The sequence below is a fragment of the Citrobacter sp. R-1.5.2 genome (genome assembly GCF_035064245.1).
GTDB lineage: Bacteria > Pseudomonadota > Gammaproteobacteria > Enterobacterales > Enterobacteriaceae > Citrobacter.
In genome coordinates this window covers 1-237 of record NZ_JASEYC010000120.1, presented here as the reverse complement: position 1 = coordinate 237, position 237 = coordinate 1, and the positions used below count along the sequence as shown (strand labels likewise).

Sequence of the window (237 nt, the reverse complement as noted above, 5' to 3'; positions counted from 1 at the left end):
GGTTAATGTCGCTCAGGTAAACAAGGCCTCCAAGACAATCACTATGACGGCCACCGATAAAGATCGCGTCAACGCCTGGAACATCAGCTACTGGGATACCAAAGTTTTCGACGCCACCCTTAAAAATGCCCGGGGGGAAACTTTCACCCTGACGCCTGTGACTGTCAGTGAAAGCGATTATAAAACCAAACACGCCACTTTCTCATACGCTGGTCTACCGGACGGGGATTATACGGT

1 protein-coding gene is annotated in these 237 nt (G+C 50.2%); it reads left to right on the top strand.

Translation table 11 applies throughout. The features are described from left to right. Positions 1 to 43 precede the first annotated feature (43 nt). Positions 44 to 237: hypothetical protein (locus QMN38_RS26870; protein ID WP_323606443.1), on the top strand; the 194-nt coding region annotated here is incomplete at its 3' end.